This is a genomic window from Mesorhizobium sp. P171375, from assembly GCF_057786075.1.
On record NZ_JBYNWF010000001.1, the window covers coordinates 1,786,320 to 1,806,760 of the forward strand.

Here is a 20,441-nt window from a genome sequence, read left to right on the forward strand (position 1 = left end):
GCTTTGACAAACCTTACCGGCGCGGCGCGGACCTATCCGTGCCACGGGTTAAAACTCTTCGTCCGGATTGCGCTCGCGATCCTGGTCCTTCAGGGGACTTCTTGCACTGCCCGGCAGCGCCGCGATGTGACCCGTATGCCGTCCTGGTTCCGCTCCCGGTCTAACCTTTGTTTTTGTTGTATACGTCGAAGACCACTGCACCGAGCAGCACCAGGCCTTTGACCACCTGCTGCCAGTCGACATTGACGCCCATGATCGACATGCCGTTGTTCATCACACCCATGATGAAGCCGCCGACCACCGCGCCGATCACCTGGCCAACGCCGCCCATCGCCGAAGCGCCGCCGATGAACACCGCGGCGATGACGTCGAGCTCGCTGCCGAGGCCCGCGGCAGGCACGGCTTGTCCCAGGCGCGCCGCTATGATCAGGCCGCCAAGCGCCGACAGCACACCCATGTTGACGAACACCATCAGGGTCAGCCGCTCGGTCTTGATGCCCGACAGTTGCGCCGCCTTGGCATTGCCGCCCATGGCGTAGATGCGGCGGCCGATCGTCATGCGTTTTGTGACGAAGACGAACAGCGCGATCAGTGCGCCCATCACCATGAGTACGATCGGCAGGCCCCTGTAGCTGGCAAATTGGTAGACCAGGAACAGCGCCAGAGCGCTGGTCACCAGGGTCTTGATGACGAACAGCGTGAAAGGCTCGGCTTGGTAGCCGTGCGCTTCGCGGGTACGCCGTGCCTTGAGCCCGAAATAGGCATAGGCGAGCACGGCGACCAGGCCCAGCACGATCGTCGTCATGTGCAGGGTCATGCCGCTACCTACAATGGTCTTGCCAGCCGCATTTACCGTCGGTGGGATCAGCGTCAAGGGGCCGATGACATCCGGGATGAAGCCTGAACTAAGCGCCTTGAAGCCGGCTGGAAGCGGCCCCACCGAAGACCCGCCACCCAGCAGCGCCTGGCAGATGCCCCGGAAGATCAGCATTCCCGCCAGCGTGACGATGAAGCTCGGTATTCGGTGATAGGCAATCCAGTAGCCCTGTGCCGCGCCGATGAGGCCGCCGACGATCAGGCAGACGATTGAAACCACCAGCGGATTGCTGAATGGTCCAAGGGGCCAGATGACCATCATCATAGCCGCCAGCGCGCCGATGAAGCCGGCGACGGAGCCGACGCTGAGGTCGATATGGCCGGAGACGATGACCAGAAGCATGCCCAGCGCCATCACGATGATGAACGAGTTCTGCTGCACCAGGTTGCTCAGGTTCACCGGCTTGAACAGCGTGCCGGAGGTGGTGAACTGGAAGAACACCATGATGGCGATCAGCGCCAGGATCAGGCCGTAGTCGCGCAAATTGGTGATCAGCGCCGAGACGGCAACGCGCGGCCCCTGTTGCACATCTTCGGCGACGCCGCTTTTCGGCGCGGGACCGCTTTCGGTGGTCATGATGGCTTTCCTTCTCCCCGAACGATGGCGCGCATGATCTTTTCCTGGCTGGCGTCGCTCGCCGCCATTTCTCCAACCATGCGCCCTTCATTCATGACGTAGATGCGGTCGGTGATGCCGAGCAGTTCAGGCATCTCCGACGAGATGACGATGATCGCCTTTCCTTCGGAGGCGAGGCGGGCGATGATGGTGTAGATTTCGTACTTGGCACCGACGTCGATGCCGCGCGTCGGCTCATCGAGGATGAGCACTTCCGGATTGGCGAACAGCCATTTCGACAGCACCACCTTCTGCTGGTTGCCGCCCGACAGATTGCCGGTCATCTGATAGACGCTGGACGAGCGGATGTTGGTCTTGGCCTTGTAGTCGTTGGCGACGGCGAGTTCGCGCAAATCGTCGATGACGGCGTGGCGCGACACGCCGCCAAGGTTGGCCAGCGTGATGTTGTGCTTGATATGATCGATCAGGTTGAGACCATAGGTCTTGCGGTCCTCGGTGACGTAGGCAATGCCATGGTCAACCGCCTTGCTGACCGAGGAGACATCGATAGGCTTGCCCTTGAGCAGCACTTCACCGGTGATATGGCGGCCATAGGAGCGGCCGAACAGGCTCATCGCGAATTCGGTGCGTCCGGCACCCATCAACCCGGCAATACCCACCACCTCGCCCTTGCGGACTTTGATATCGATGCCCTTGATCACTTGCCGCTCGGCATGGATCGGATGATAGACAGACCAGTTCTTCACCTGCAGCACAACCTCGCCGATCTTTGGCTCACGTGGCGGGTAACGATCGTCGAGCGAGCGCCCGACCATCGAGGTGATGATGCGGTCTTCCGAAATGTCTTTCTTGGAAAGTGTTTCGATGGTGCGCCCGTCGCGGATGACCGTGACCTTGTCGGCGACCCGGTTCACTTCGTTGAGCTTGTGCGAGATCAGGATCGAGGTCATGCCTTGCCGCTTGAACTCGAGCAGCAGGTCGAGCAGCGCCTGGCTGTCCTTTTCGGACAGGCTCGCCGTCGGCTCGTCCAGGATCAGCAGCTTGACTTCCTTGCTCAGCGCCTTGGCGATCTCGACCAGCTGCTGCTTGCCGACGCCGATATTGGTGATCAGCGTCTTGGGGTCCTCCTTGAGGCCCACCTTCTTCAGCAGGGCGCTGGTGCGCGTCTCGTTGGCATTCCAGTCGATGACGCCGAATTTCGCGTGTTCATTGCCAAGGAAAATGTTTTCGGCGATCGACAGCATCGGCACCAGCGCAAGTTCCTGGTGGATGATGACGATGCCCTTGTGTTCGCTGTCGTGAATGCCCTTGAAATGGCATTCCTCGCCACGGTAGACGATCGCGCCGTCATAGGTGCCAGTTGCATAAACGCCGGAGAGAACCTTCATCAGCGTCGATTTGCCGGCGCCGTTCTCGCCGACAACGGCATGGATCTCGCCTTCCTCGACACTGAGGTTGACGTTCGACAGCGCCTTCACGCCGGGGAACGTCTTGGTGATGTCGCGCATCTCCAAAATCGTCGAGGCCATGGGAACTACCGCTCCTTGAGAGGTCGGCAAACACTGCCGGCGAGGTCGGCAACAATACCGGGCTCGCTGGTGAACGAAAAGGGGCCCTGCGTTGCGCAGGACCCCTGATTTTACAACCGAATTTACTTCAGCTCGTCGGCCTTGATGTAGCCGGAGTCGACCACCAGCGCCTGGTAGTTCGACTTGTCGACATCATGCGGCGTCAAAAGGATCGAAGGAACGACCTTGACGTCGTTGTTGTAGGTCTTTTCATCGAGGCCTTCCGGCTTGCCGCCCGAGAGCACCTTGTCGACGAGTTCGACAGTGGCCTTGGCCAGTTCACGGGTGTCCTTGAACACGGTCGAGTACTGCTCGCCGGAGATGATCAGCTTGACCGAGGCGGTCTCGGCGTCCTGGCCGGTCACGATCGGCCAGGGCTGGGCGTCCGTGCCATAGCCGACAGCGCGCAGGGAGGCGGTGATGCCGCGCGACAGGCCGTCATAGGGCGACAGAACGCCATCGACGCGGCTGCCGTCCGAGTAGTTGGCCGACAGGAGGTTGTCCATGCGCGCCTGGGCGGTGGCGGCGAGCCAACGCAGCGTACCGACCTTGTCCATGCCGGTTTGGCCGGACTTGATCTTGATCGAGCCGTCATCGATCAGCGGCTGCAGGACGGAGATTGCGCCATTGTAGAAGAAGAAGGCGTTGTTGTCGTCCGGCGAGCCGCCGAACAGTTCGACGTTCCACGGCTTGGTGTTCGGGAAGCGCTCCTTGAGACCCTTGACCAGCGAGTTCGCCTGGATCACGCCGACGCCGAAATTGTCGAAGGTGGTGTAGTAGTCGACATTGGCGGTCTTCTTGATCAGGCGGTCATAAGCGACGACGACGACGCCGGCGTCAGCGGCCTTCTGCAGCGCATCCGACAGCGTGGTGCCGTCGATCGAGGCGATGATCAGCGCCTTCGGGCCTTTGGTGATTTCATTTTCAAGCTGGCTGAGCTGGTTGGGGATGTCGTCCTGCGCGTACTGCAGGTCGACCGTGTAGCCGAGAGCCTCGAGCTGGGACTTGACGGCGTCGCCGTCATTGATCCAGCGCTGCGAGGTCTTGGTCGGCATCAGCACGCCGACGAGACCCTTGTCGGCTGCATGCGCCGAGTAGGTCATGGCAGCGATGCCAAGGGCCGCGACGGCGGCCAGTGTCTTGATGATTTTCACTTAACTCTCCCTGGTTGATGGACGCGGCACCCCGGGGCTTCGCGGGCCGCGCAGTCGAACGGAAGCGAAACGCGCCACCGCCGGCATGTCGATCTCTGGTATTCCTCCCAATAATCTCGAGACGCTGATTTCGATCGATACGATTTTGCTCGTCAACGACCGTCAAGTCTCAAGACGCGCTCAGGGTGTGTCCCTTTGCCATAACTGTCAAATGCGATCTTTGATAGTTGCTATATCGAAACTGATATATATTAGGAGCGGATAAAGGCATGGTCGGATTGCCGGCCGATCACGCGCGGGAGCAGGAGAAAATCATGGCGGCGCTGCGCAATTCCTCAGGAATCTCAAGTGGTTACGACGAGGTCCCGGGCGGCAGCGAAACCCTTTTGCGCAGCGGCCTCAGCCTGCGCCATATGCGCATGATCGTCGCCCTCGACGACCACGGCCGTGTGAGTGCCGCGGCGCAGGTGATGAACATCTCGCAGCCGGCGGCGTCACGCATGATCGCCGAGATGGAAGCCGTGCTCGACGTCAAGCTGTGCGAAAGGCTGCCGCGCGGCATCACGCTGACCCCTTACGGCAAGGCGCTGGCCAGGCGCGCCCGCTCCATCCTGCTCGAGATGCGCGAGGCCGACCGCGAGATTTCCGAGCTCAAGGCTGGCAAGGGCGGCGCGGTGTTTCTCGGCGCAGTGACCGCGCCGGCGATCGAACTGGCGGTGCCGGCGATCCGCGAAATCCGCCGCATCTATCCGCGCATCGAGATCACCATGCAGGTCGAGACCTCCAACGTGCTGGCGCGCGAGCTGATTGCCACGCGCCATGATTTCATCATCGCCCGCATTCCCGACGATCTCAATCCGCGGCTGTTCGAGGCCCGCGTCATCGGCGTCGAAAAAGCCTGCCTGATCGTGCGCCGCGGCCATCCGCTGAGCAACGGCAAGGCCGTGCGGCTGGAGGATACGGCTGCGTATGACTGGGTCTTCCAGTCCGGCGGCTCGCCGCTGCGCCAGGCGATGGAAAGCAATTTCCTGAACCGCAACATCGCGCTGCCGGACCGCATCCTCAACACCTCTTCGCTGCTGCTGACCCTGGTCATGGTGGCACAGTCCGATGCCATCGCCCCGGTGTCGATCCAGGTGGCAAAATTCATCCAGAACCCCGACGGTCTCGCCGGCGCCATCGACGTCGTCCAGACCGAGTTCGACATCGAGGTCCGCCCCTACAGCCTGATCACGGTGAAGAACCGCGCGCTGTCGCCGGCCGCCAAAATGCTGCACGACTTCATCCTGCGCGAAGTGGGATAACGGCCGGAACTCCATCCTTGCGCGGAACGGGACTATAGCCGGACCTGGTGCGGCCACACAGATGGCGGCATTGGCGTGGCCCGCCAATGTGATCCTTTGCGGCCCCTAAGAAAATTGGACAACGGGTCACGCGCCCAACCCTGCGCCGCAGGTTGGAGCGGGTGGAGGGGATCTCGTTCGCGCCAGTGTGACAGACTGATCGGAAAATTGATGAGCGCTGCCTAATGTTAACCATCTTGATGCTAGCGTTGGCGTCGCGAAACAAACGCGAGGCCACAGGATGCACACTGAACTGCCGCTTGCAAAGCTTGGATGGACGTTGAAGACCATGGCGATTGGGCTCTTCGCCGCCACCCTGACGGCGCTGCCCGCGAACGCGGAGACGGTGAGCGGCAATCCCGGGGGCCAGATCGTGACCTTCGCGTTGCACGTCGCCAAACTGCGCGCCGCCGACGAGCCAGTGCACTTTGACGGGGCGTGCGACAGCGCCTGCACGCTCTATCTGTCCCTGCCCGTCAAGCAGCTTTGCGTTACCCCGCGTGCATCCTTCGGCTTCCATCTGCCGTACGGCGTCGGCGCTCATCAGAACGCCGTCGCTGCCAACTACCTGCTCTCGCAATACCCCGATTGGGTGCGGCAGTGGATCGACGAGCACGGCGGCCTGTCGCACACCCTGATGCGGATGGAAGCCGATGAGGTGGCAATGCACCTTCCCTTATGCGCCGAGGTGCAGGCATGAACAGGATCGCAATGCGCAGGCCTGCGGCAGGCGCCGGCAAACGCCGTCTAGATCATTGATTTCTGCTGGAGCGGGTAGAGGGAATCGAACCCTCGCGTTCAGCTTGGGAAGCTGACAAGCTACCATTACATCATACCCGCGTCGGCCTCTCGATATCATGATGGGCCTGCTTCGGGCAATCGCTCTTGGACAGCTCTTCGGAAACGGCTGTTGGAAACCCGGCCGGCCGGAGCATCTTCGGCGGCGCGAGCTAGGGTGGCATTTGGAGAAGGTCTAACCGTAGCAGCTGACCTCACGGTCCTGTCCGCAATATGTCGGAGGGATACCTGCTACACGGTGCCCGGGCGACTGCGAGGCCGCCCCGGCTTGATGCAGGACGGCCTAGCGCGTATCTCTGGGGCCGTGCCCCGCTCCGGGCACACGAATCTGGAGGCAGGCCCTTGTCCGCTTTGACGCGCTTTCTCGGCGACTCGCCCGTCAGGGTCATCGTCAAGCTGCTGGTCGTGTCGTTCCTCGTCGGCCTGGTGATGAACGCGTTCGGCTGGACGCCGATGGACGTCTTTTATGGCGTCCAGAAATTCTTCATCGACCTGTGGAACCTGGGTTTCCACGCCATTGACCGCTTCCTCGGCTATATCTTGCTTGGGGCCGCGATCGTCGTGCCGGTCTTTATCTTCTTGAGGATTGCCAACTACCGGAAGTGACTTTCGTTCCTCAGGCGAAGGTCGCCGCCACCTCGAACAGGATGGCGTGGCGCGCCGCCAGCACCGCCACGTCGGTCGAATAGCCGCCGCCGATGACGCCGCAGACCGGAATGCCCAGCGCGCGGAAATGGCCGATCACCATCGCGTCGCGGGCGCGCAAGCCATCATCGCTGAGCGAGAGCCGGCCAAGCCGGTCCTCGGCATGGACGTCGACACCGGCATTGTAGAAGACGATGTCCCAGCGCGCCTTGGCCGAGAGCTCCGGCAGGATGGCGCCCAGCCGTTCGAGATAGGCGGCATCGCCGGTGCCGTCCGGCAGCGCGACGTCGAGATTGGAGGCGATCTTGCGCACGGGATAATTGCGCTCGCCATGCATGGAGAAGGTGAAGGCGCGCGGTTCGTCTTTCAGGATGTTCGCGGTGCCGTCACCCTGATGTACGTCGAGATCGACGATCAGGATGTTTTCGGCGGCACCTTCGGCGCGCAGCACCAGCGAAGCGACGGCGACATCGTTGAAGGTGCAGAAGCCGGCGCCTTGCGCGCGCCGCGCATGGTGGCTGCCACCGGCGGTGTTGCAGGCAATGCCGTTGACGAGCGCCAACCGCGCCGCCAGTACCGTGCCGCCGGCGGCGAGCTGCGCCCTGAGCGAAACACGTGGCCCCACGGGAAAGCCGATCTCGCGCTCGATCTTTTCGGGCACCGCACAAGCGATGACCTCGTCGACATAGTCAGCCGCATGGGCGAACTTCAGCCAGGAGGCCGGCGCCGGCTCGGGCATCGACAGCGCCTCGGCCTGGATCAAACCCCGCACGTGCAAGGCCTGCATCAGCAGCGGATATTTGCTCATTGGAAAGCGATGATTGACGGCGAAGCCGGCGTCGTAATCGGGGTGGTGGACGATCTGCAGGGGCATGCACTTAATCCGGCGGGCTCGCGCCAGGCCGAAGATTTCGGTTGGCCATCACGGGAAGGGTGATTGCGCGGTGGCCGGAAAATGGGGCACATCGGCTGTTCGATCAAGCCGCAATCAGCAAGGCAGCAATCCCTTGGACACGGGTGCAACCCCAGCCGACGCGAGACCTTTCGCCGTCACCAACCGTTCGGTGCTTGCCATCGCCGTGCCGATGACGCTCGCCTATCTGACGACGCCTCTGCTCGGCATTGTCGATACGGCGGTGGTCGGCCAGTTCGGCGACGCCGCCCTGCTCGGCGGCCTGGCGGCCGGCGCGCTGGTCTTCGACGTCGTCTTCAACACCTTCAATTTCCTGCGCTCCGGCACGACCGGCCTCGTCGCCCAGGCTTTCGGGCGCGGCGACGAATTGGAGGAGCAGGCGGTGTTCTGGCGCGCCGTGCTGATCGCGGTCGCCGCCGGCATCGCGCTTGTCGCCCTTGCGCCGCTGATCGCCATCGCAGGCCAGAAATTCATCGGCGCCGAACCGCGCGTCAGCGAGGCGATGGGCGTCTATATCAGGATCAGGATGCTCGCCGCCCCCTTCGCGCTGATCAACTACGCCATTCTCGGCTATGTGCTGGGGCGCGGCGAGGGCGGGCTTGGGCTGATGCTGCAGGCGGTGCTCAACGGCATCAACATCGTCCTTTGCATCCTGCTCGGCCTGAAGCTCGGCTGGGGCGTCGCCGGGGTCGCCTGGGCGACCGTCACCGGCGAATTGCTGTCCATGCTGCTGGGCCTCGCCATCATCGTCTGGCGGTTCCGGGCCGCACCGCGCCTGCCGCGGCATCGCCTGCTCGACATGGCCGCCTTCCTGCGCATGCTGTCGCTCAATCGCGACATCATGATCCGCTCGTTCTCGCTGCTCGCCGCCTTTGCGCTGTTCACCCGCCAGGGCGCGCAGTTCGGAACGCTGACGTTGGCAGCCAATGCCGTGCTGATGAACTTCTTCCTTGTCGCCGGCTATTTCCTCGACGGTTTTGCCACGGCGGCCGAACAGTTGGCCGGACGCGCCATTGGCGCGCGCGCCGAAACCTCGTTCCGCCGGGCGGTGCGGCTGACACTGTTCTGGGGGTTCGGCCTGGCGGGAACCGCGACGCTGATCTTCTGGCTCGGCGGCGCCGGCCTGGTCGCCCTGATCACCACGTCGCAGAACGTTCGCGACGTCGCGGATGTCTATCTGCCATGGGCGGCGCTGACGCCGTTCAGCGGCGTGCTGGCCTTCCAGATGGACGGCGTCTTCATCGGTGCGACCTGGTCGCGCGACATGCGCAACATGATGCTCTTGTCTTTCCTGGCCTTCAGCGCCGCATTACTGACCTTGGCGCCGTCCCTGGGCAATCACGGCCTGTGGGCGGCGCTGCACGTCTTCCTGCTGGTGCGCGGCTTCAGCCTGCTGACGATTTTGTCGCGAAGGGTGCGCACGGCCTTCTAGAGCGGCTTTGCAGTCCACCGTTCGAGACCGGCATCGCGCAGTTCGCGCAACGACTTGAGCCGCTCCTTGTCGGCAAATCGCACCATCCCGGTCAGAATTCGCCCCGGCAGTGCCGGCCCGGCATAGATCATGCCGGTGTAGAGCTGCACCAGATCGGCGCCGGCGCGGATTTTCTCCAGCGCAGCCTCGGCGGAATCGACGCCGCCGACGCCGATGATGACCCGCTCCGGCCCGAGCAGCTTGCGCATCTTGGCCAGCACGATGGTTGAGCGTTCGAACAGCGGCTTTCCCGAGAGACCACCGGCTTCGCCGGCGACAGCGGCGCTTCGCAATCCGGTCCGCGCCAGCGTCGTGTTGGAGACGATGACGCCGTCGATCTGTTTCTCGCTGATCTCGGCGGCGATGTCCTCCAGTTCGGCCTCGACCAAATCAGGTGCGATCTTGAGGAAGATCGGCGGTTTTGCCGAAGCTGCCGCGCGCGCTCCCACGACCCGGGACAAAAGCTCGCCGAGCTGTTCGCGCGCCTGCATGGTGCGCAGGCCCGGCGTGTTTGGCGACGAGATATTGACCGTCAGATAGCTGGCGTATTTCGCAAAGCGCGAGACGCCTAACTCATAGTCGCCGACACGATCGGCGCTGTCCTTGTTGGCGCCGATGTTGACGCCGACGATGCCGCCACGCCCCTTGCGTGCGGCAAGGCGCCTCTCGGCCGCCTCGTGGCCCTCATTGTTGAAACCCAGCCGGTTGATCACGGCGTCATCCTCAGTCAGCCGGAAAATGCGCGGCTTCGGGTTGCCGGCCTGCGGCAGCGGCGTCACCGTGCCAACCTCGACAAAGCCGAAGCCGAGGCCAAGCAGCGCGTCTGGCACTTCGGCGTTCTTGTCATAGCCCGCGGCCATGCCGAGCGGGTTTGGAAAATCGAGACCGCAGAGGCTGACCTTCAGCCTGTCGTCGCGCACCGGCCGCGCGCCGACCGGCAGGCCGCATCGCAGTGCGGCGATCGACATGCCATGCGCCGTTTCCGGATCGAAGCTGAACAACAGTTTCTGGCCGATGCGGTCGAGCACGCTCATTCGACCTCCATGTCCGGGAATAGATGTGCGCCGTCGGCGCCGAGCGGCAATGGTTTCACCCAGAGGACGGCGTTCATCTCGAGCACGCCATAGAGATGCGGGAACAGCGCGCCGCCACGCGAGACCTCGTATTTCAGGGCATCACCCAGCCGAGCCCCGTCAATGGCGACCAGCACCAGATCCGTCTGGCCGGCGAAGTGCTTGGCCGCCGTCTCGCGTGCTTGTCCTGCGGTGGAGAAATGGATGAAGCCGTCGGCGATGTCGATCGGAGCGCCGGTGAAGCGGCCGTTTTTCTCGGCCTCGCGCCAAAGCGCTTCGGGCGCGATCTTGTAGATAGTCTGAGACATGGCTGCGCTATAATCCGGATGGCTCATGCGGGGAAGGGCAACTCTTCCGCATTTACGGCGTAAAGCTGTGATAGGTTCACGTACACTGGCTCGTGGAGGATGAAACATGCGTCTGCAGCACATACTGATCCCCGCCGCACTGGTCTCGCTGGTCGCGGCATCGGCCTGGTCCGAGGAGACCGATCGCTACCGGCTGGAAAAATCGGCCAATGGTTATGTCCGCATGGATACCCAGACGGGCGCCATGTCGATCTGCGAGGAACGCTCCGGCCAACTGGTCTGCAAGATGGCGGCCGACGAGCGCGCAGCCTTCCAGGACGAAGTCGATCGTTTGCAGGCCTCGATGAAGGCCATGGACGAGCGTGTCATCAAGCTGGAAAATTCGCTGTCCGCCCGCCTCGAATCGAAATTGCCGAGCGAGGAGGATTTCGACAAGACGATGAACTACATGGAGCGCATGCTGCGTGGCTTCATGGGCATCGTCAAGGAGATGGACAAGGACAATGGCGATGGCGCCAAGCTCAATTCGCAAAAGACCTGAGCCGCATCCAGCCATTGCCGCTTGAAAACAGAACGCTTCGCCGCATAATCGTCCGGTCCCGCAAAAGCCGATAATCAACAACGGGATTTGGGGAGGAATATTTGCCGTCGGGCTACACCTTCGTCATCGCCGACGATCATCCGCTTTTTCGCGGCGCGCTGAAAGAGGCGCTTGCCGGCGTCGGCGATGTTGCCGCCATCCATGAGGCCGGCGATTTCGAACGCGCCAAGGCGCTGGTCGTGGCCAATGAGGATGTCGACCTGGTGTTGCTCGATCTGTCGATGCCGGGCGCCAGTGGCCTGTCCGGCCTGATCTCGCTGCGCGGCATCCATCCGGCGGTGCCGCTGGTGGTGGTGTCGGCGCATGATGACCCGGTGACCATCCGGCGCGCGCTCGATCTCGGCGCCTCAGGCTTCATCTCCAAATCGGCCAGCATGGAGGAGATCCGCAGCGCTGTGCAGACGGTGCTGGCCGGCGATATCGCCGCGCCCGTCGGCATCGATCTCGGCGTCGAGCGCGACCCCGAAATATCGGACCTGATCAAGCGGCTGCAGGCGCTGACGCCGCAGCAGACGCGCGTGCTCGGCATGCTGGCCGAAGGCCTGCTCAACAAGCAGATCGCCTATGAGCTCAGCGTCTCAGAAGCGACGGTCAAGGCGCATGTCTCGGCCATCCTGCAAAAACTCGGCGTCGACAGCCGCACCCAGGCGGTGATCCAGCTGTCCAAGATCGGCAGCGATCCGCTGCAGCCGGTGAACTGAGCGCCGGAGCGCTCAGCTTTGTTCGGTTGCCGGCAGCCAGTCCGCCGGCGGCTTCAGCTCAGCCGCACCGACAGTTCGACGTCGTCGCCGAACGGCGTCGACATGTAGCCCGATGCCGGGGAGCGCACGCGCTCCAGATATTCGGGGCTGAAATCGGCGTTGTCGGCGATCACCAGCGCGCCGGGCCTGAGCCGGCTTTCGACCAGGCTCAGGATCTCCGGATAGATCGCCTTGGCACCGTCGAGCAGCAAGAGATCGATCGTTTCAGGGAGATCGGCGCTGAGCGTCTGCAATGCGTCGCCTTCGCGGACTTCTACCAGATCGATAAGGCCGCCCTCTGTCAGATTGGCCTTGGCCCGCATCACCTTGGAGGGCTCGAACTCGGTGGTGATCAGACGGCCGCCGCCATTGTCCCTCAGGGCGGCTGCCAGATAGAGCGTCGAGATACCGAACGAGGTGCCGAACTCGATGATGACGCGCGCACCGCTGCTGCGTGCCAGCATGTAGAGCAGCGTGCCGGTCTCCGGCGAAACCGCGAGCCAGAGGTCCTTCAGCCGTCCGTAGAAGTCGACATACCCGGTCTTGCTGCCGAGAAGGCGTGCTCGTTCGTCAGGCGAGTGCCCGGCTGCTGCCGGGCTGGTCGCTACCTCGGCTTCCTTGAACAGGCGGGCGAGCAGAGGTGCGAGTGGGGCGCTGGTGAGGGTAGTCATCGAAGTTTCCAATCAAAAGTCATTGCGTTCTTGTGTCGTGCCAAAAATACGAATAATCCTTCAGGTTTCCAATTCGCATTGCCGGACAGCAAGATGGCCGAACGTCCAAGCCTTTCTATTTCCTCGCGAAAACAGCCCAAGCAGGCGCGTGCGGTCGAGCTTATCTCCGCGATTTTGGAAGCTGCTGTTCAGGTTTTGGCGAGCGAAGGCGCGCAGCGTTTCACCACCACGCGCGTGGCCGAAAGGGCCGGCGTGAGCGTCGGTTCGCTCTACCAATATTTTCCCAACAAGGCCGCACTGCTGTTCCGGCTGCAGAGCGACGAATGGCAGCAGACGACCGACCTTTTGTGCGCCATTCTTCAGGACGTCGAAAAGCCGCCGCTCGAACGGATACGCATCCTGGTCCACGCCTTCATCCGCTCGGAATGCGAAGAGGCGGGGTTGCGCGTGGCGCTGAACGACGCTGCGCCCCTCTACCGTGATGCGCCAGAGACGCAAGAGGCAAGGGCCATGGCGGACCGCACGGTCGAGGCCTTCATGCGCGAGGCGTTGCCCGAGGCCTCGGATGCGGTCCGGGACCTCGCTGCCGACCTGATCACGGCTGCGCTTAGTTCGGTAGGAAAGGATTTTTCAGGCAGCCCTCGCACCGACGCGGAGATCGAAGCCTATGCCGATGCGATGGCCGACATGTTCTGCGCCTATATTGCGAGCCTTGGGCATAGCTGAGGAGTGGGCTTCGCATAGGGGGCTGGCACGGCCCTATGCGATAGGGTGAGGCCCCCTTCGCAAGAACCCATATCCGACGCGATTATTCCGCCGCCGAAGCCAGCGGCCTGACCCTGGCCATCATCGAGCGCAGCACCGCCGGTTTGAGCGGCTTGTTGATCACCGGCACGTCAAGCGCGGCGGCGGCGGCGCGGACCTCTGTGGAGCGGTCGGCGGTAACCAGCACGGCCGCTAGGTCGCGGCCGTGGATGTCACGTAGCCGCGCTATCACGTCGAGACCGCTCCTGCCGTCGAGGTGATAGTCGGCAAGCACGATGTCGGGACGATGGATGTCGGCCCTGGCGAAATCCTCCGAGCCGGAAAACGTGCCGACGCTGCAACCCCAACCTTCGAGCAAAAGCCGCATGCCGTCGAGGATGCGGGCATCGTTGTCGACGCACAGCACATGGAGTCCGGCGAGCGAGGCAGTGGCGCGGGCAGGCGCCTTGGGCTCGACCTCGCGCCGCGGCGCCTGCATCGCCGCAACCGGCAGGATGACGGAAAAGCGCGTGCCTTTGCCCGGGTTGGAAAAGATCCGAATCTCGAGCCTGAGCACCCGGGCGATACGGTCGACGATGGAGAGGCCGAGGCCAAGGCCTTCGGCCTCGCGCACGCCTTCGTCGAGCCGGGTGAACTCGTTGAAGACCGTGTTCAGCTTGTCGCCGGCAATGCCGATGCCGGTGTCGATCACCTGGATCTCGGCGAGCTCGCCGCGCCGCCGCACACCGACAAGGATGCGGCCATGGCGCGTGTATTTGATGGCGTTGGAGACCAGGTTCTGGATCAGCCGGCGCAGCAGATTGCGGTCCGTCATCACGCTGAGCGACGAGGCCATGATCGTCAGATCGAGTTTCTTTTCGGCGGCCAGCGGCTGAAAATCGTTGCCGATCTGGCGCAGCAGCCCGTCTAGGCGGAAGGCGCTGTCGTCGGGCTTCATCGCGCCGGCGTCGAGGCGCGAAATATCGAGCACGGCGCCTAAGATCGTCTCGACCGATTCCAGCGAGGATTCGATGTTGACGGCGGCCTTGCCCGCCGGGCCCTTGCCGGCCTTTTCGATCAGCGACGAGCAATAGAGCCGGGCGGCGTTGAGCGGCTGCAGGATGTCGTGGCCGGCGGCGGCGAGGAAGCGCGTCTTGCCGAGATTGGCCTCCTCGGCCAGCATCTGCGCCTGCGCCAACTCCTCATTGACGCGCGTCAGTTCGATGGTGCGCGTCTTGACCCGCTGCTCCAGCGATTCATTGGCCCGCTTCAGCGCCAGGTCCTGTTCGACGCGTCCCGAAATGTCGGCATAGGTGGCGACGATGCCGCCATCCGGCATCGGGTTGGAGCGCAGTTCCAGGATGCGGCCGCTGGTCTTCAATTCCATCTGCCACGGGCTGACGAAGCTGGTCAGCCGGTTGAGCATCGCCACACGCTGGTCGGCCGGGATGTCGCCGCGCTCGGCCAGATGGCGCAGGATAAGGTCGAGCGAGACGCCGACCTGGCCCATCTCGTCGGGCAGGTCGAACAGCGCGCGATATTGTCTATTCCAGCAGATCAGGCGGAAATCCCGGTCGAAGACGGTGATGCCCTGTTCCATCTGGTCGAGCGCGATCTGCAGCAGGTCGCGATTGTGCTGCAGCGCCTCGGTGGCGTCGTCGAGCAGGCGGAACGCATCCTTGGATTCGCGGTCGTTGCGGCGAAACAAAAGCGACAGGATCAGCCGCGCCGAAGACGAGCCGACTGCGCTCGCCAGCAGCTGCTCGGAGAAGCGGATGACATCCATGCTGGCCTGCTCATTGCCGTGCAGCGAGACGCCGGTGCTTTTCTCGAAGGACTGGAAGGAGCGCTCGGTGCGCTCGACGCCGAGATAGCGCGATATGGTGTCCTTGAGGAGGTTGACGGTAATGGCGGTGCGGAAGCGGCGCAGGCTGGGCATCGGGCCGGACTCGCGCGGCACGAAGATTGACGCCTGGATGCGCTCCAGCGGCACCGATGCACGCGACAGTGAGCCGAGGACAAAAAACAGCGTGTTGACGGACAGGCTCCAGAGCACGCCGTGGTTCAGCGGCTCGGCGACGGTGCCGAACAAGGCCTGCGGCCGCAGCGCCTCGAAGCCGAACAGCCCTTGCACGACAATGTCGGCGTCGGGTGCCGAGAGCGAAGGCAAAAGCAGCGTGTAGCCCCAGACGAGGATGCCGGCGACCATGCCAAGGGCTGCACCCCGGCCATTGGCGCCGCGCCAGATCAGCCCGCCGATCAGCGCCGGCGCAAACTGGGCGATGGCCGCAAACGACATCAGGCCGATCGACGACAGCCGCGCCGCGTTGGTGCTCTCGCGGTAGTAGAGGAAGGCGATGAACAAAAGGATGAAGATCGCGCCGCGCCGCACATTGAGGATCAGCGTCGACCAGTCCTCATTTTCCGAGGTCGTGGTCTTGAGCAGCCGGCGCACGAACAGCGGGATGACGAGATCGTTGGAGATCATGATCGACAGCGCCACGCTTTCGACGATGACCATGGCGGTCGCCGCCGACAGGCCGCCGATGAAGGCCGCCATGGCGAGCACGTCATGGCCGCTGAACAGCGGCAGCGACAGCACATAGAGATCGCTGCTGGTCCTGGTGCCGACCAGCGACAAGCCGGCGAAGGCAATCGGCAGCACGAACAGGTTGATCGCCACGAGATAGAGCGGAAACACCCAGGTCGCAGTGCGCAATTCGGCCTCGCCGCGGTTCTCGACGATGGTGACGTAGAACTGGCGCGGCAGCATGATGATGGCAAAGCCGCTCAGACAGGTCAGCACCAGCCAGGTGGCGAGCGAGGTGTTGTAGCCCATCGCCTGCCGCACCTGGTTGTTCTCGGCCAGTTTGTCGATCATGTCGCCCGGCCCCCCGAAGATCAAGAAGGTGACCATCAGACCGATCGCCAGGAAGGCGGCGAGCTTGACCACGGTTTCGACCGCCACGGCCAGCACCAGTCCGTCCTGGTGTTCGGTGGCATCGGCATGACGGGTGCCGAACAGCACCGCAAACAGCGCGAGCAGCATGGCCACCACCAGCGAGATGTCGCTGACGAACGGATCGAAGGACGGCGGCGATCCCGTATAGTGCTCGACCATCAGGCCGACCGAACCGGAGATCGCTTTCAACTGCAGCGCGATATAGGGCACAGCGCCGATGGTGGCGATCAGCGTGGCGATCGCCGAGACGGCAAAACTCTTGCCATAGCGGGCGCCGAGGAAGTCGGCGATCGAGGTGATCTTTTCGCTCTTGGCCAGCCGCACGATGCGGTTGAGCAGCGGAAAGCCGAACACGAACACCAGCACCGGGCCGGTATAGATGCCGAGGAATTCGAGGCCGCGCTCCGATGACAGGCCGACCGAGCCGAAGAACGTCCAGGACGTGCAGTAGATGGCGAGGCTGAGCGCGTAGATGAAGGGCCGGGCACGGCCGGGCCCGGAAGCCGCCGAACGCCGGTCGCCGAGGCTGGCAATGACGAACAGCAGCGTCACATAGGCGACGGCAATGATGACGATGAACCAGCCCTGCACGGCCCGAAAGTCCTCCCACAGCCAATATTCATCCGGCCTGACCAGACGCAACCACAGCTTTGGGGTCGAGTCCATCGCGGCTTTCGGCGCATGGCGGCTGCCTGTCACCCGTCGAGCCATGACCTAAGGTAAGGAGAAAGCGGTGTTTTCCGGCTTTTGCTTCTGTTGCAACCGCAGGTTTTTGTTATGGTATGCGCGGGCCGGCGCCGGAGGACGGCGGCAGCAGCGCGGCCTGCCATGACAAGGAGGGTCGAATGCTGAAAGAATTCCAGGAATTCATTTCCAAGGGCAATGTGATGGACCTGGCCGTTGGTGTCATCATCGGCGCCGCCTTTGGCAAGATCGTAACTTCGCTGGTCGACGACGTCATCATGCCGATCGTCGGCGCGATCTTCGGCGGACTGGATTTCAACAACTACTTCCTGGGGCTTTCCTCGGCCGTCAACGCCCCGACACTGGATGCGGCAAAGGGGCAGGGCGCGGTCCTTGCCTATGGCAGCTTCATCACCGCGACCCTAAACTTCCTCATCCTCGCCTTCATCATCTTCCTGATGGTCAAGGCGGTGAACAATCTGCGCAAGCGGCTTGAGCGCGAGAAGCCCGCCGCCCCGGCTGCTCCGCCGCCGGCCGATGTCGCTTTGCTCACCGAAATTCGCGATCTCCTCGCCAGGAAATAGCCCAAGGGCAGATTTCTGGACCAAAACCCCGGCCGTTCGCGGCCGGGGTTTTCTGTTTTCGTATCTGCTAAGAGCAATTCCAGGAAAGTGTGAAACGGTTTTCCCGGGAAAAGCGCGTAGCGCTTTCCCTTGAGGAATTGCGTAAAAACAAAGACATGGAGCGGTTCGGCGTTTCCTTCAAACGATGAACCGCTCTATGAGCACTCGCTCGATATCAAAACGGACCTGTCCATGACCCTGATCGATAGCTTGCGCGCCGAAGCGGTGGCCGCCCCTGAAAGCGGCATTGTCGCCGTCGTCAATTACGGCCGTACGCGCGAGGGCATGATCCCGCTCTGGGCCGGTGAAGGCGACCTGCCGACGCCCGCCTTCATCTCGGAGGCTGCCGCCAAGGGGCTCGCCAATGGCGAGACGTTCTACACCTGGCAGAAGGGCATTCCGGAGCTCAGGCAAGCGCTTTCGCGCTACTATGCCAGGCATTTCGGCAAGAATTTCGCCGAGGAGGAATTCATCGCCACCGGTTCCGGCATGCACGCCATCCAGCTGGCGCTTGCCGCCGTCGCCGGCAGTGGCGACGAGGTTGTCTATCTGTCGCCGGCCTGGCCGAATTTCGCGGCTGCCGCCGGTGTCTCCGGCGCTACTCCCGTAGCGGTCACGCTCGACCAGTCCGGCAATGGCTGGTCCTGCGATGTCGACAAGATAGCGGCCGTTATCACGCCACGCACCAAGGCGCTGTTCGTCAACACGCCATCCAACCCGACCGGCTGGACCGCCGACAGGGAAACGCTGCAGGCGATCCTCGACCTCGCCCGCGAAAAGGGCCTGTGGATCATCGCCGACGAGATCTATTCGCTGTTCCACTACGGCCACGGCCGCGCGCCGTCCTTCCTCGACATTTCGACCGCGGAAGACCGCATCCTGTTCGTCAACTCCTTTTCCAAGAATTGGGCGATGACCGGCTGGCGCATCGGCTGGATCAAGACCCATCCCGACCTGCAGCAGGTGTTCGAGAACCTGATCCAGTATTCGACCTCGGGCGTCGCCCAGTTCATGCAGCGCGGCGCCGTCGCCGCCCTCGACTACGGCGATGCCTTCATCGTCGAGCAGGTGGAGCGCGCGCACGCGGCGCGCGATCTCGTCTGCGGCATAATCGGCGCCACCGGCAAGGCGCGGTTCACCGTGCCGCAAGGCGCGTTTTATCTGTTCTTCACGGTCGACGGCCTCACCGACCCGCGCCGGGCCGCCTTCGACATAGTCGACAAGGCCAATGTCGGCCTGGCCCCCGGCACCGCCTTCGGTCCCGGCGGCGAAGCGTTTTTGCGGCTGTGTTTCCACCGCCGCCTTGATCAACTCGAGGAAGCGGCACACCGGCTGGCGAAGTGGATGAAGACTGTTTGAGGTAAACCGACGGCGGCTTCAGCCGCCCGACTTCGGCACCAGCAGGGGAACAATCCTGTCGCTCTTTGCCACAGCGGGCCGTCCGGCGGAGCCATAGGGAATGCCCAGCGCATCCCAGGTCTCGACCAGCGCGTCCTGCAGTCCCGCAATCAGTGCATCGGTGTGGAACGGCGTCGGCGTGATGCGCAGCCGCTCGGTGCCGCGCGGCACGGTCGGATAGTTGATCGGCTGGATGTAGATGCGGTGCACGCCAAGCAGGCGGTCGCTGGCCATCTTGCAGAGTTCCGGGTCACCGACCAGCACCGGCACGATATGGGTGGGCGACTCCATCACCGGCAGGCCGGCGGCAGACAGAACCTCCTTGGTCCGCGTCGCCTGGCGCAATTGCGCGTCGCGCTCGACCTGCGAGCGCTTCAGGTGGCGGATGGAGGTGGTGGCGGCGGCGGCAATCGCCGGCGGCAGCGCCGTGGTGAAGATGAAGCCCGGTGCGTAGGAGCGCACCGCATCGATGATGGCGCTGTTGCCGGCGATGTAGCCGCCGAGCGTACCGAACGCCTTGGCGAGCGTGCCTTCGATTATGTCGATCCGGTCGGCCAGGCCTTCGCGCTCGGTGATGCCACCGCCGCGCGGTCCGTACATGCCGACGGCATGGACCTCGTCGACATAGGTCATGGCATTGTAGCGTTCGGCCAGTTCGACGATCTGCTTGATCGGCGCAATGTCGCCGTCCATCGAATAGACGCTCTCGAAGACGATCAGCTTGGCGCGCTCGCGGCCTGCCGCTTGCAAAAGGCTTTCGAGATGCGCGACGTCATTGTGGCGGAAAATCTTCTTTTCGGCGCCCGAGCGCCGCACGCCCTCGATCATCGAAGCGTGGTTCAACTCGTCCGAGATGATCAGGCAGTTGGGCAACAGCCGCGCGATCGTCGAGATCGAGGCTTCGTTGGAGACGAAGCCGGAGGTGAAAACCAGGGCCGCTTCCTTGTCGTGCAGGTCGGCCAGTTCCAGCTCGAGCTCGACCAGCGGGTTGCTGGTACCTGAAATGTTGCGGGTGCCGCCGGCGCCCGAGCCCATCTTGCCGGCCGCGTTCTGGAACGCGGCGATGACATCGGGATTCTGGCCCATGCCGAGATAGTCGTTGGAACACCAGACGGTGATTTCCTCGGCGCGGCCATTGGAACGCCAGATGGCGCGCGGAAACTTGCCGACGATGCGCTCAAGATCGGCGAAGACGCGGTAGCGCCGCTCGGCATGAAGCTGGTCGATCGCTTCCTCGAAGAACCGCTGATAGTTCATATCGCCTTCCCAGTTTTGCGCGGGATCATAATCAT

Annotated in this window: 18 protein-coding genes and 1 tRNA gene; 9 read left to right on the top strand and 10 right to left on the bottom strand. The window is 63.2% G+C overall.

Annotation, left to right across the window (positions count from 1 at the left end; genetic code table 11):
* Positions 1 to 160: 160 nt before the first annotated feature.
* The 3 genes from mmsB to chvE all read right to left on the bottom strand — a co-directional run bounded on the left by mmsB (position 161) and on the right by chvE (position 4,175).
* Positions 161 to 1,453, bottom strand: a complete 1,293-nt coding sequence (gene mmsB, locus ACYHH6_RS08640; protein WP_112565523.1) for a multiple monosaccharide ABC transporter permease — start codon at positions 1,451 to 1,453, stop codon at positions 161 to 163.
* Positions 1,450 to 2,982 carry a multiple monosaccharide ABC transporter ATP-binding protein gene (mmsA, locus tag ACYHH6_RS08645; protein WP_352587353.1) on the bottom strand — a complete coding sequence of 511 codons (1,533 nt, stop codon included), beginning with the start codon at positions 2,980 to 2,982 and terminating at the stop codon, positions 1,450 to 1,452. Before mmsA ends, mmsB begins: the two co-directional genes overlap by 4 nt.
* A gap of 122 nt (positions 2,983 to 3,104) precedes the next feature.
* Entirely contained in the window at positions 3,105 to 4,175 is a 1,071-nt protein-coding gene (chvE, locus tag ACYHH6_RS08650) for a multiple monosaccharide ABC transporter substrate-binding protein (protein WP_192258872.1), read from the bottom strand.
* A gap of 314 nt (positions 4,176 to 4,489) precedes the next feature.
* On the opposite strand from chvE, the gene ACYHH6_RS08655 reads away from it, so the two are divergent.
* Positions 4,490 to 5,479, top strand: coding sequence for a LysR family transcriptional regulator (locus tag ACYHH6_RS08655; RefSeq protein WP_352587406.1), 990 nt, complete (start codon positions 4,490 to 4,492; stop codon positions 5,477 to 5,479).
* Positions 5,480 to 5,759: 280 nt separating this feature from the next.
* Positions 5,760 to 6,218 carry a hypothetical protein gene (locus ACYHH6_RS08660; protein ID WP_352587356.1) on the top strand — a complete coding sequence of 153 codons (459 nt, stop codon included), beginning with the start codon at positions 5,760 to 5,762 and terminating at the stop codon, positions 6,216 to 6,218.
* A gap of 66 nt (positions 6,219 to 6,284) precedes the next feature.
* On the opposite strand, the gene ACYHH6_RS08665 is transcribed toward ACYHH6_RS08660, so the two are convergent.
* Positions 6,285 to 6,358, bottom strand: a tRNA-Gly gene (locus ACYHH6_RS08665).
* Positions 6,359 to 6,658: 300 nt separating this feature from the next.
* Here ACYHH6_RS08665 and ACYHH6_RS08670 point away from each other — a divergent pair.
* On the top strand, positions 6,659 to 6,922 hold the full coding sequence (locus ACYHH6_RS08670; protein ID WP_181056239.1) for a DUF6460 domain-containing protein: 264 nt from the start codon (positions 6,659 to 6,661) through the stop codon (positions 6,920 to 6,922).
* A 10-nt stretch (positions 6,923 to 6,932) separates the two neighbouring features.
* On the opposite strand, the gene ACYHH6_RS08675 is transcribed toward ACYHH6_RS08670, so the two are convergent.
* On the bottom strand, positions 6,933 to 7,835 hold the full coding sequence (locus ACYHH6_RS08675; protein WP_352587359.1) for a histone deacetylase family protein: 903 nt from the start codon (positions 7,833 to 7,835) through the stop codon (positions 6,933 to 6,935).
* Positions 7,836 to 7,968: 133 nt separating this feature from the next.
* Here ACYHH6_RS08675 and ACYHH6_RS08680 point away from each other — a divergent pair, with 133 nt between their 5' ends.
* Entirely contained in the window at positions 7,969 to 9,306 is a 1,338-nt protein-coding gene (locus ACYHH6_RS08680) for an MATE family efflux transporter (RefSeq protein ID WP_352587362.1), read from the top strand.
* Here the strand turns inward: ACYHH6_RS08680 and ACYHH6_RS08685 are convergent.
* Both ACYHH6_RS08685 and ACYHH6_RS08690 read right to left on the bottom strand, forming a co-directional pair.
* Positions 9,303 to 10,379: a quinone-dependent dihydroorotate dehydrogenase gene (locus ACYHH6_RS08685; protein ID WP_352587365.1), complete on the bottom strand. Its 1,077-nt coding sequence runs from the start codon at positions 10,377 to 10,379 to the stop codon at positions 9,303 to 9,305. The genes ACYHH6_RS08680 and ACYHH6_RS08685 overlap by 4 nt on opposite strands.
* Positions 10,376 to 10,726, bottom strand: coding sequence for a DUF952 domain-containing protein (locus tag ACYHH6_RS08690; RefSeq protein WP_112565545.1), 351 nt, complete (start codon positions 10,724 to 10,726; stop codon positions 10,376 to 10,378). Before ACYHH6_RS08690 ends, ACYHH6_RS08685 begins: the two co-directional genes overlap by 4 nt.
* 106 nt (positions 10,727 to 10,832) lie before the next feature.
* On the opposite strand from ACYHH6_RS08690, the gene ACYHH6_RS08695 reads away from it, so the two are divergent.
* The gene (locus ACYHH6_RS08695; RefSeq protein ID WP_352587367.1) at positions 10,833 to 11,267 is read left to right on the top strand and encodes a hypothetical protein; all 435 of its coding nucleotides are present in this window, start codon (positions 10,833 to 10,835) and stop codon (positions 11,265 to 11,267) included.
* Between the two features lie 101 nt (positions 11,268 to 11,368).
* The gene (locus tag ACYHH6_RS08700; RefSeq protein WP_352587370.1) at positions 11,369 to 12,028 is read left to right on the top strand and encodes a response regulator transcription factor; all 660 of its coding nucleotides are present in this window, start codon (positions 11,369 to 11,371) and stop codon (positions 12,026 to 12,028) included.
* A 53-nt stretch (positions 12,029 to 12,081) separates the two neighbouring features.
* Here ACYHH6_RS08700 and ACYHH6_RS08705 read toward each other — a convergent pair whose 3' ends face one another.
* Positions 12,082 to 12,738, bottom strand: coding sequence for an O-methyltransferase (locus tag ACYHH6_RS08705; protein ID WP_352587373.1), 657 nt, complete (start codon positions 12,736 to 12,738; stop codon positions 12,082 to 12,084).
* A 93-nt stretch (positions 12,739 to 12,831) separates the two neighbouring features.
* Here ACYHH6_RS08705 and ACYHH6_RS08710 point away from each other — a divergent pair, with 93 nt between their 5' ends.
* Entirely contained in the window at positions 12,832 to 13,464 is a 633-nt protein-coding gene (locus tag ACYHH6_RS08710) for a TetR/AcrR family transcriptional regulator (RefSeq protein WP_352587376.1), read from the top strand.
* An 82-nt stretch (positions 13,465 to 13,546) separates the two neighbouring features.
* Here the strand turns inward: ACYHH6_RS08710 and ACYHH6_RS08715 are convergent, their stop codons facing one another.
* Positions 13,547 to 17,035: a PAS domain-containing hybrid sensor histidine kinase/response regulator gene (locus tag ACYHH6_RS08715; RefSeq protein WP_352587409.1), complete on the bottom strand. Its 3,489-nt coding sequence runs from the start codon at positions 17,033 to 17,035 to the stop codon at positions 13,547 to 13,549.
* A 254-nt stretch (positions 17,036 to 17,289) separates the two neighbouring features.
* Here ACYHH6_RS08715 and mscL point away from each other — a divergent pair, with 254 nt between their 5' ends.
* Together mscL and ACYHH6_RS08725 are read left to right on the top strand one after the other, a co-directional pair.
* Entirely contained in the window at positions 17,290 to 17,712 is a 423-nt protein-coding gene (gene mscL, locus ACYHH6_RS08720; RefSeq protein ID WP_023669649.1) for a large conductance mechanosensitive channel protein MscL, read from the top strand.
* Positions 17,713 to 17,943: 231 nt separating this feature from the next.
* Positions 17,944 to 19,110 carry a pyridoxal phosphate-dependent aminotransferase gene (locus ACYHH6_RS08725; protein WP_352587380.1) on the top strand — a complete coding sequence of 389 codons (1,167 nt, stop codon included), beginning with the start codon at positions 17,944 to 17,946 and terminating at the stop codon, positions 19,108 to 19,110.
* 18 nt (positions 19,111 to 19,128) lie between these two features.
* Here ACYHH6_RS08725 and hemA read toward each other — a convergent pair whose 3' ends face one another.
* Positions 19,129 to 20,406, bottom strand: a complete 1,278-nt coding sequence (hemA, locus tag ACYHH6_RS08730) for a 5-aminolevulinate synthase (protein ID WP_488500422.1) — start codon at positions 20,404 to 20,406, stop codon at positions 19,129 to 19,131.
* Between the last annotated feature and the right edge of the window lie 35 nt (positions 20,407 to 20,441).